We start from the raw sequence: 10,077 nt of genomic DNA on the forward strand, positions 1-10,077 counted from the left end.
TTTCTCAACAGCTATACTATCTTTACGTAGTATAGCATAAGCAAGTGATATAATAGTTGGTTCTTTACCCCGATGTTTGCTTACTTCCGTAGTAAGAATCCTTTGTTTTTCCTTTTTAGATATTTTTTCTAGTTCTTCAGCAATGCTACTTTTTTTGCCTTTTATTTTTGATGCTAATTTTAAAATACTTTTTTCATCTTTCTCTTTCAATTTCGAATCGTTTACCTGATGAGTCATTTTTTTTCTCAAGGTCTTTCTTATTAAACTAAGCATAACATTTTCTCTCTTCGTGGTTATAATATTTGCTTTTATGAATCAGTTGTGTTGATAATGTATTAATTGCATAGTTCAGACATTGTTTTATAAAGCAAAATTTTAGTAGACCACCTTACAAGAACGTTTCTTGCTAATTCTGAATCCGAAAAAAGGACGCAGTAAAGTTATTTGTAAGGGAAGAATGAAACTTGTAGCTATAGCTAAACTGACTTACGATAATTTGAAAAACCGTCATCCCGCTGCTTGTTAGCGGGATCTAGAGATACCGCGGCGGTATGACGGTTCGCAGTGGTATGACGGTTCGCGGCGGGATGACGATAAGCTCGTCATCCCGCTACATTAATATTGTATTAATAAAAACTTAATAATAATCCTTAATAATATATGAACTAACATGTTCGCAATTTCGTATGACAGAGGAAACAAAAGATGGATATGCTTCCTTATACGTTGCAATTCAGGAAGGTAATATTGAAGCTGCAGAACTACTAATAAAGTGTGGCACAAACGTCAATGATCATTATGAACGCAATCGTACGCCACTGCATATTGCCATCGGACGCAAACAATTAGAAATAGCAAAATTGCTGATAAAAAATGGAGCAAACGTTAATGCAAAAACTCAAAATCATGGTAAAGATGATCTAACACCAATGCACTTTGCAGTTTTTGCAAATACGCCAGAATTTATAGAATTACTAGCTAGCCATGGTGCATTGATTAATGAAAGAGAAAGCACCGAAGGGTATACTCCTCTTCACTTTGCTGCTTTATATGGGAACAAAAATATAATACAAGCCTTAATTGATAAGGGACAAGATATTGAAGATGTGGACAATAATGGGCGAACAGCTCTGTTTTTAGCTGCTAGGCAGTGCACTGAAGCAGAAGATGATAGCAGAATAGAAATTATCAAGTATTTGATAGACAAGCTCAAAGCAGATGTAACAAAGAAAGACAATAATAACAATGCAGTACTCTTTCCTGCCGCTAATAATTGCCCTGGAAAAGTGGTAGAATTCATCATTGAGCAATATATAAAAATCTTTGAGTTAGAGAATTTTATCAACCACAAAAATAATGATGGAATGGATGCTTTGGATATTGCGCTGAGTAGTGGAAACGAGAAAGCTATTGAAGTATTAAGATCATATGGAGCAGATATCAAGAATAAGGCAGATGGTAGCACTCAAAAAATTACTGCAGAAAAACCAAGTAGTACCCTAGACAGAGCAGAAAGTGCAGAGGTAGCACCTCCAATTAAGCAAAGAGTATAAAGCTTTTTACAAAGCGATTATAAATTTCAGTAAGTTGCAGAGGCTCTACAATGGGAAGTGTAGTATGTTAGCAGATACAAATGACTAGATAAATTATATTTCATTAAAGTCATTTATCTTGAAACATAAGCAGGATTTTGTATAGTTGTTTCAATTTGGGTCTGTATATTGAAACAACGCGTGAAAATGACAGGTCATTGTACAAGAGGTACCTAATTCACCGACAAGAATGCTAGATAAAGACACTTACATTTCAATTATTTTACAATTTCTGTATAATCTTAAAAACTCAATTAGTGCGTTATGAAGATAATAATAGGTAATGCTAGTAAGGAATTAGGGGAATCAGTAGTTAACCGGCTAGATGTTCAACCATCCTCTGCTTGGATATCAAAGTTTACCGATGGCGAGGTAAATGTAGAAGTAGCAAATGATCTATATAATCAAGAAGTATATATAATACAATCTCTTTCTCCCCCTGTGAATGATAACCTTATGGAGCTTCTGCTCATAATTGATGCAGTAAATAGATTAGGAGCCAAAAGGATAGTAGTAATTATTCCTTATTATGGATATAGCAGGCAAGATAGAATTATCAAGAACAATAATGTGCAGTCTGCTTTAAGTGCCAAATTAGTTGCAAATCTTATTCAAACTGCAGGTGCAAGTAGTGTTGCAGTTATTGATTTGCACTCAAGTCAAATTGAAGGATTCTTTGATGTACCGATAACTAATTTGAACTGCTTTGAAGCATTTGTTGACTCTATACACACGGAAAATTTGGCAATTGTTGCACCTGATGTTGGAGCAATTGGTAGAGCACGTGCTTTTGCAAAGACTTTAGAGGAAAAGTACAAGATAGGGTTAAGTGATAAGATTATTGTAGTAGATAAATATAGGGAGAAAGCAGGCACATCTCAAGTAATGAACATAATAGGAGAAGTTGCAAATAAAAATTGTGTCATTGTTGATGATATAGTTGACTCTGGTGGAACATTGTGTAATGCAGCTCTTGCTTTAAAAGGCCACGGAGCAAAGTCCGTAATTTCGTGCATCACACATGGCGTGCTTTCAGGAAGTGCAGTTGAGAAAATTTCTTCCTCTTCTTTAGATAAATTAGTGATTACGGATACCATACTTCACAAACTTGAAAAAACTGGTAAAATAGAAGTTGTTTCGGTTGTAAATATTTTAACTCACTTCATCCAAGGAGGTAGAAATGCCAGCTAAGTCAACAGAAGACGTTATTACTTCACTAATAGAATTTGCAAATAAGAGAAAAATAACAATTACCAAGGAAGAAATGCTTAAAATTGCACAGCTTGTAAGGATTAAGTTATCAAATGACGAGATTGATCACTACTCCAAAGAACTGACAATGCTGGATTGGATACATGATACTTTATTGCAAGTTAATACTGAAGGTGTTTCTCCTATGCGTTATGGCAGCATAGACAAGGACATTCATGTACGCGATGATGTTATAAATTCTCAAAACATTAAAAAAGAGATATTGTCCAATACAAAACCTGAGCATGGGTATTTCGTAGTGCCAAAGGTTATAAGCAATTAAAGTAAAATAAGGCTCATATCAAATCTATAATAGATCTACTTTCAAAAATAAGACCAATCCGGTAAAGAAGCATTTGTGGGAGTGGAAACCATTTTTTGATTTTTCTTTACTAAGTCTACTAAATATAGTTTAGAGTTGCTTGGTGATTCTGTTCTTGTAAAAATGATTTCTCTACCATTTGGTAGCCATGCCGGGGATTCAATTTTATGCCCCTCTGAAAGCAGACGTTCTTCTTTGCCATCTGGCTTCATAACTCCTATGTAAAATTTTCCTGACTGAATCTTTGTAAAAGCTATCAGATCTCCTTTTGGCGACCAAACAGGCGTAGCATATCTTCCACTTCCAAAACTAATTCTTTTAGGTTTTTTACTTTTGTTAGTAAAATCGATAACGTACAGTTGCTGACTCCCACTTATATCAGAACTAAAAGCCATATACTTTTGATCTGGAGAAAAAGAGGGAGAAGTGCTTATAGCTGAACCTTGAGTAATTTTTTTTGTTCGTTTACTACTTAAATCCAAAGATAATATATTCGTTTCACCACCCAATGAGTGGGAAATTAAAAGAGATTTACCATCGGGAGAAAATCTTGGTGCAGAAACAACTCCTTCAAATGCGCTGATTATTGATTCAGTGTTATCTTTTAAATTTTTTAATATTATATAACTTTTACCATTTGCGTACGAGATATAAACAATGCCCTTTCCATTTGGTGAGAATCTCGGTGTTGACACAAATCTATCGCCATTTGTTAAGTATTTTATATTACTTCCATCTTGATTCATCACAGCAATTTTACGCACAGATTTGTAGTTGCTATCTTTTTCTTCAGCGATATACGTGATTTTTGTGTTGAAGTGCCCTTTCTCACCAATTAATCTATCATGTATCACATCCGAAACGAGGTGACCAATTTTTCTCCAGTCTTTTGCTGGAAAAACAACTGACTGAGTAAGTAATTCTCTTTTTGTAAAAGTGTCAAATAAACGAAATGATAGCTCTAATGCACTACCAGATATTTCGCTTAAACTTACTGTGACTACAGTATCGCTTTTCCAAGATTTAGATTCAGCTTCCGCGCCACGTTTTACATTAAATAAGCCACAATTAGATAAATTTGTTCCTATTACCTTTGCAATATTTTCGCTTAATTCGCTTTCCAACGCTGTTTTACATGTACATTTAGATACAACAAGACCAATGTTGCCAACACTGCTTTTTTTTATATCAACATATAAAGCAGCTTTTGTAAAATAAGGAATAAATAACGAAATAAATAACACCAGATGAACGAATAGCTTCATTCATTTCATACCTGTTCTATCTGAACCTCAATTATAGGCCTTTTTAGTAAATATTCCTTTAAGATACTCAATATTGAACTTTCAATCTTATTTTTAATTTTTTTTGTTGGCTGCAAACTAAACAACGACTCAACTTTCTTGACAATTTTCTGTATGGTAGCTGCATCTTCTAGCACTTCAAAAACACCAGGTACAAATACTTTTGGTTTAGCAAGCAATTTATTTTTCTTGTTTACAACTGCTGTTACCACAATAACTCCGGCATCTCTCATCCTTTTACGCATTTTTATAACACTGCTCTCCGGATGACGTAGCAGCATACCATCAATACCAAAGTAGTCAACATCAATTGAATCAACTTTTTCTCCGTTCTCCAAATTAACAATATCACCTGGTGCAATCATTATTGCTTTTGCCACACCGCACTCTTTAGCAAATTTTACATGTGCATGCGTGTGAATATATTCGCCGTGAACTGGAATAGACATCTTCGGTTTTATTAAAGAATACATTTCCTTTAGCTCTTCTCTTGTTGGATGCCCAGAAGCATGAACATGCTCTGTTTTTTCAGTAATAACTTCTACCCCCATCTCAATAAAGGCATTGAGCATGTTGTGCGCACGAGTTTCATTTCCAGGAATGATTTTTGACGAAAAGATCATGGTATCACCTTGCTGCATTTTAAATGCTTGATGACTCTTAGCAGCAAGTCTTGCGGTAGCTGCCAGTGGCTCACCTTGACAACCTGTGCAAAGTAGCACCAGTTCTTCCCTTGGAAAATTTACTGCTTCCTTTGCTTCAAGAAACTGAGGAGAATCAGTTAAATAACCACTATCTTGCGCAACTTTCACTATTCTCCATAAAGATCTACCAAGTAAAACTACTTTTCTATTTAGTGCTTTTGCAGCTTGGCTTATCGTTTCAATTCGTGCCACATTTGAAGCGAATAGCGAAACAGCAACTAATTTTTTAGACCGCTTTATTATGTTATAAATATTATTATAAATTTCACCTTCTGACTCAGGGTGATGCTTGCTTAATATATTGGTTGAATCGCAAATTGCTGCAAGCAGGTCACCTTTATCGCCAATTTCTTTTAGACGCTCCATATTAGAAGTTAATCCAACAACAGGTTTTGGATCAAATTTCCAGTCTCCGGTATGGAGTGCACTACCCATTTCAGTGCTAATTAATATTGAATTTGCCTCAGGAATTGAATGAGTTACATTTATAAACTCGACGGTAAAAGGACCCAAATTTATGCTGCCATTTATGTCTACCTCTTTCACAGGCACTATACCTTCCAATCGAAATTCTTTTAGTTTCTCTTTAAGAAAATTAACCGTAAACTTTGTTGTATATATGGAGCACTGCAACTCTTCCCACAAGTGGGGCACTGCACCGCAGTGGTCCTCATGTGCATGTGTAATTATTATTCCAAGTAAATCTTTTTTTCTTTGAGCAATAAAATCTATATCAGCAATGAGCAGCTCAACACCTGGCATAGTTTCATCTGCAAAACCAACACCAAGGTCGATCATAATCCACTTACCTTGGTAATGATATAGGCTAACATTCATCCCGATTCTTCCTACTCCCCCAAGCGGAAGAAATAAAAACTCATTTTTGTTTATATTCATTAAATTTAAATTATTAAAACCTGAGAATAGCAAAACTTCGACCTTAAATAAAGAAATTTATTGCTTTTACATAGTTTTATAGCTAACCCAAGAAAGGTTTCCCAACGTCATACCGCCGCGGTATCTCAGCATAGATTCCGCTAACGAGTAGCGGAATGACGAATTTGTTGTTTTTCAAATTGTAGGTAAACCTAAGCCACTTTAGCTATAAGGAGCTAAGAAGTTTCTGTTGGCTAATAATAACACTATTGTTAAGTTTTCCATTAATAAGGTCAAAGAATTGCAGGATTAAATGAAAACCCGTAAACAGTTACCCCTTTATGTCATTTAGCAGATTTCTTATTTTTTTTTTACTTTACTAAAAAACCCTTCAGATTGCTGTTGTACACTTGCATTTTCCTCTTCTTCAAGCGCTTTTAATAGTTCAATTTGCTTTTTAGTTAAATTTTTTGGATTTAAAGTCTCAACTATTACCTGTACGTATAAATCACCACGAGCATGTGAGTTCATATATGGCATACCCTTTTCCCTACAACGTAGTTTGGTACCAGTTTGAGTGCCTTCAGGGACCTTTACTTTTATTTTAGCTCCATCAATTGATTGAATATCGATTTCACCACCAAGCACTGCTAGTGTCATTCTTATAGGCACTTTACAGTGTAAATCTGCTTTATTTCTAGCAAAGACTTTATGGAAAATTATTTTCACGTATACGTATAAATCTCCACTTTTTCCACCTTTTGTTCCAGCTTCTCCTTTACCACTTATCCTTACCTTAGCTCCTTCTTCTATGCCTTTTGGAATTGAAACGGATATATTTACTTCATCTCTTCTACGTCCACTTCCACCACATTTCTTACATTTGTTTTGTATTATTTCTCCTTCCCCATAGCATGTAGTACATGTTCTTTCGATGGTAAAAAAGCCTTGTTGAGTTCTAATCCTACCGCTTCCCTGGCATGTGTGGCACTGAACTGGTTTAATTGCTCCTTCGCCACCTGTGCCTTGGCATGTATCACATTTTACATTTGTCACATAATGTATAGGCGCTTGTATTCCTTTAAATGCATCTTCTAAGGTAATTTCAAGATCATAACGTAGGTCTGCTCCAGATACTCCTGTTGTACTTCTTTTTGCTCTCGATCTACTTGCACCACCACCGAATCCTCCACCAAAGAAGTCATTGAATATGTCGCTAAAATCTCCTGCAGAGCTAAAGCCTTGAAATCCACCAGAAGCACCTTCGTGGCCATAACGGTCATAGCCTGCCCTTTTCTCAGAGTCAGACAGAACTTCATATGCAGCTGTTACTTCTTTAAATTTTTCCTCTGCTTCTTGATTGCCAGGATTTCTATCAGGATGATATTTTAACGCTAATTTTTTATACGCTTTTTTTATCTCATCAATACTGGCATTTCTGCCTACTTCCAGTAGCTCATAGTAGTCTTTTTTGCTCATATATAATAGTTTAGTGCTTAACCTTTAAAGATAGGTATTGCATATATTAATTTCAAGTGTGACTTCTGCTTCCTATAAAATGTGGTGCACCCTGAGCGACTTGAACGCCCGACCTTTTGATCCGTAGTCAAATGCTCTAATCCAACTGAGCTAAGGGTGCTTTCATAAAGTTAACTTTAGCAGATTTTGTGGCTTGATTCAATTAATTTGGCTAAAAATAAAACTATTGATTTCTATCATACGTGAACCCCTCACAATTCTCAAACTGCCGTTTCGCATTAGAATTATCAAATTCACTACAAGGAGGAGCAGTTGGAGTAGTATTAGGATCTTGAGAAAAGTAAGGAGGTGGTGCATCATAACGAGAAGAATCTCCATAACCATGCCCTTGTCTAAGACAGCTATCTACCGCTCCTTTAGCTTTCTCGATATTTTCTGATTCTTCCTCATGCTTCATATGAAAAGCTAAACCACCAGTAAAACACACAAGAGAATTAACGCCAAGGATAACTAAACCCCACACTGGTAAGACTGGGTAAACAGCACAAGCTACCAAAGCTGCCAAAGAAACAGCGCCAACCGCAAATTCTATATTTCTGAACGTTTTAAATTTACTATCCAGGTAATCTATTTTTTCTTCTTTTCTAGCCACTTTTCTGCTGCTGTTATACCAAAAACACATACCAGCATGGAAAGCAACACACACAACTGCAGCTACTATACCCAAAGCTAATAGCTTTCTACTGTCTTCTGATTCTTTTTTATTCTCTTTTCTCCCTTGATGAGTGGTATTACCATTGTTAATATTCGTTATATTATTAACCGTAGTGTGACCACGTCCACCGAATAAAGAATCCATCCAGCATTGTAATAGCAAATAATCCCAAAAGTCTAAACCTCTATTGTGTACATGTATATGTGTAATCTGAGAGCCTGTAGGTTGTGCGTTATTCCCTGCGTTATATTGATCATTTCTGCTTCCTGTATCGTGCCTATTGCTTGAATTTGGATGTGTAAATTCTTCATACACATTTTTAAAATTCTCCTTGCTCCAAGTTAAATTCGGTGTATTATTACAATACTGTAGAAACCCTTCAATATTATTATTATTACCTAATTTCTTTATATAGGCTAACGCATACCTTTTTAAAACACTATCACTTGCTACCATAAATACCCTCTTAAGTTAAGATTAAATTAATAAATATTTATTATAACAAGATAACATCTACTTGTCAACTTGAGCCTGATTCAAGTATCCGTTCAGAGTGTGGCAGAAGAACTTATTCAAATAAAGTAGGTGGTAAAATATAAACATTTTATAAAGTGAAAAATGGACTTTTCAGACCACTGCCGAGCTAAAAAAGCCCTGAAAACCGTGATACTTAGGCCACTTCTTGCTTAAGCTGTACAATTTCAGCTTGAGAAAGGCCAGTGGATTCAGCTATTAAATTAACAGATACACCAGCTTTAAGTAAATTTTTTGCAACTTCGATTTTTCCTTTCTCTATACCTTCCTCAAGTTTGTATTCAAGAATGGCTTCTTCTTTCCGCAGATCCATTATTCTTTCTTCATATGCTACTAAATCTTTTTCATTCCAGCTAAACCTGTCTAATTCATCGTAGGCTAACTTTATTATTGGTGCTTTTTCTGCTATTTTCCTTAAGTCTTCTTCCGTAGTTTCATCTGCATACTGTTGTCTAAGTGAAGAAGGTCGCCCCTCCTCACTTGACTTCAAAACCGTACGTGAGACTTTGCGCCTCATACGGCTTCTCTCCAATTTGGTGCTTTTCATGCACACCTCCTGTGTAATTCATCGTGACAATGTCCATGTAACAAAGATAAGTTTTTGATCATATTGTTTCGTCTATTCCGGTCTTTATGATGTATTTCTATTATATCATCACTTTCAAACCATAGTCTACATTATCACATTTACTTTGTTGTAACTTCAATAGTTTTATTACTCTTAATGGCTTATCTGGTATTTTTCTCAGACGTTTACCCCAATATACCCAATCACCATCATATGGAGATCTGGTTTTTTGCACTTTGTTTAATAACATGATCGCTGTGTATAGTAAGACGTACCTTGTTACTTGTCATAAAGCGCCAGTTTTCGTTATTATACTTCTTAAAGTACTTTCTTTTTATCCAGCATCTCCCTTTGTTTGGGTGCCTAAAGACTGCCCACTTCCAGAGCTTTCTATGTATAGTATTATCCAATGAGCTAAAGATTTTACATGAAACTACCGAAGAGTAATATTGACTCCATCCTCTGTTTATTGGATTGAGATTCCTTATTATTACTTCCTGTGGCGCCCCACGCATTTCTCTAAGTTTATGTTTAATAGCAAATGTATGCTGCTTTATAGAATTACGACTTGGTTTTATTAATAATGTGTAACCTTTTTTACTTTCTTTTGTTGGATATTGTCTTATTGAAAATCCAAGAAAATCAAATCCTGGTTTTGTTTCATCAATGGTTCTTAATGTATGAGAAATTAGACTTCTTTCGAAACTAGGATAAAGTAGTAAAAATAGTAAT

At 35.4% G+C, this 10,077-nt stretch carries 9 protein-coding genes, 1 tRNA gene and 2 pseudogenes; 3 read left to right on the forward strand and 9 right to left on the reverse strand.

The genetic code is table 11. The features are described 5' to 3' along the window. Window positions 1–273 (reverse strand): annotated as a pseudogene (locus tag DEF52_RS06475) (WD_0033/WD_0034 family tandem repeat-containing protein); the annotation flags it as partial. A gap of 413 nt (window positions 274–686) precedes the next feature. On the opposite strand from DEF52_RS06475, the gene DEF52_RS01850 reads away from it, so the two are divergent. The 3 genes from DEF52_RS01850 to gatC all read left to right on the forward strand — a co-directional run bounded on the left by DEF52_RS01850 (window position 687) and on the right by gatC (window position 3,126). Next, the gene (locus DEF52_RS01850) at window positions 687–1,553 is read left to right on the forward strand and encodes an ankyrin repeat domain-containing protein (protein WP_151807698.1); all 867 of its coding nucleotides are present in this window, start codon (window positions 687–689) and stop codon (window positions 1,551–1,553) included. Between the two features lie 303 nt (window positions 1,554–1,856). Further along, on the forward strand, window positions 1,857–2,783 hold the full coding sequence (locus tag DEF52_RS01855; RefSeq protein WP_151807699.1) for a ribose-phosphate diphosphokinase: 927 nt from the start codon (window positions 1,857–1,859) through the stop codon (window positions 2,781–2,783). Then, the gene (gatC, locus tag DEF52_RS01860; protein WP_010962323.1) at window positions 2,773–3,126 is read left to right on the forward strand and encodes an Asp-tRNA(Asn)/Glu-tRNA(Gln) amidotransferase subunit GatC; all 354 of its coding nucleotides are present in this window, start codon (window positions 2,773–2,775) and stop codon (window positions 3,124–3,126) included. The genes DEF52_RS01855 and gatC overlap by 11 nt, the downstream gene beginning before the upstream one ends. A 41-nt stretch (window positions 3,127–3,167) precedes the next feature. On the opposite strand, the gene DEF52_RS01865 is transcribed toward gatC, so the two are convergent. The 8 genes and pseudogenes from DEF52_RS01865 to DEF52_RS01900 form a co-directional block, all read right to left on the reverse strand. Continuing rightward, the gene (locus DEF52_RS01865; protein ID WP_151807700.1) at window positions 3,168–4,430 is read right to left on the reverse strand and encodes a Tol-Pal system protein TolB; all 1,263 of its coding nucleotides are present in this window, start codon (window positions 4,428–4,430) and stop codon (window positions 3,168–3,170) included. A 5-nt stretch (window positions 4,431–4,435) separates the two neighbouring features. Further along, window positions 4,436–6,070: a ribonuclease J gene (locus DEF52_RS01870; RefSeq protein WP_012673044.1), complete on the reverse strand. Its 1,635-nt coding sequence runs from the start codon at window positions 6,068–6,070 to the stop codon at window positions 4,436–4,438. Window positions 6,071–6,409: 339 nt separating this feature from the next. Beyond that, the gene (gene dnaJ, locus DEF52_RS01875; RefSeq protein ID WP_151807701.1) at window positions 6,410–7,528 is read right to left on the reverse strand and encodes a molecular chaperone DnaJ; all 1,119 of its coding nucleotides are present in this window, start codon (window positions 7,526–7,528) and stop codon (window positions 6,410–6,412) included. An 82-nt stretch (window positions 7,529–7,610) separates the two neighbouring features. Next, a tRNA-Arg gene (locus DEF52_RS01880) sits at window positions 7,611–7,688 on the reverse strand. Between the two features lie 63 nt (window positions 7,689–7,751). Further along, window positions 7,752–8,699 carry a hypothetical protein gene (locus DEF52_RS01885; RefSeq protein WP_151807702.1) on the reverse strand — a complete coding sequence of 316 codons (948 nt, stop codon included), beginning with the start codon at window positions 8,697–8,699 and terminating at the stop codon, window positions 7,752–7,754. A 214-nt stretch (window positions 8,700–8,913) separates the two neighbouring features. Continuing rightward, a pseudogene (locus DEF52_RS01890) lies at window positions 8,914–9,225 on the reverse strand (nuclease/transposase family protein); the annotation flags it as partial. Window positions 9,226–9,424: 199 nt separating this feature from the next. Continuing rightward, window positions 9,425–9,580: a hypothetical protein gene (locus DEF52_RS06480; protein ID WP_153296791.1), complete on the reverse strand. Its 156-nt coding sequence runs from the start codon at window positions 9,578–9,580 to the stop codon at window positions 9,425–9,427. Continuing rightward, a partial coding sequence (locus DEF52_RS01900; RefSeq protein WP_272897545.1) for a group II intron maturase-specific domain-containing protein occupies window positions 9,555–10,077 on the reverse strand: 523 nt, incomplete at its 5' end. The genes DEF52_RS01900 and DEF52_RS06480, both read right to left, overlap by 26 nt.

This window comes from Wolbachia endosymbiont of Nasonia oneida (genome assembly GCF_009012935.1).
GTDB classification, from domain to species: Bacteria; Pseudomonadota; Alphaproteobacteria; order Rickettsiales; family Anaplasmataceae; genus Wolbachia; species Wolbachia pipientis.

Coding starts and splice junctions, on each gene's coding strand:
- DEF52_RS01850 (WP_151807698.1), top strand. CDS start 687: ATGACAGAGGAAACAAAAGATGGATATGCTTCCTTATACGTTGCAATT.
- DEF52_RS01855 (WP_151807699.1), top strand. CDS start 1,857: ATGAAGATAATAATAGGTAATGCTAGTAAGGAATTAGGGGAATCAGTA.
- gatC (WP_010962323.1), top strand. CDS start 2,773: ATGCCAGCTAAGTCAACAGAAGACGTTATTACTTCACTAATAGAATTT.
- DEF52_RS01865 (WP_151807700.1), bottom strand. CDS start 4,430: ATGAAGCTATTCGTTCATCTGGTGTTATTTATTTCGTTATTTATTCCT.
- DEF52_RS01870 (WP_012673044.1), bottom strand. CDS start 6,070: ATGAATATAAACAAAAATGAGTTTTTATTTCTTCCGCTTGGGGGAGTA.
- dnaJ (WP_151807701.1), bottom strand. CDS start 7,528: ATGAGCAAAAAAGACTACTATGAGCTACTGGAAGTAGGCAGAAATGCC.
- DEF52_RS01885 (WP_151807702.1), bottom strand. CDS start 8,699: ATGGTAGCAAGTGATAGTGTTTTAAAAAGGTATGCGTTAGCCTATATA.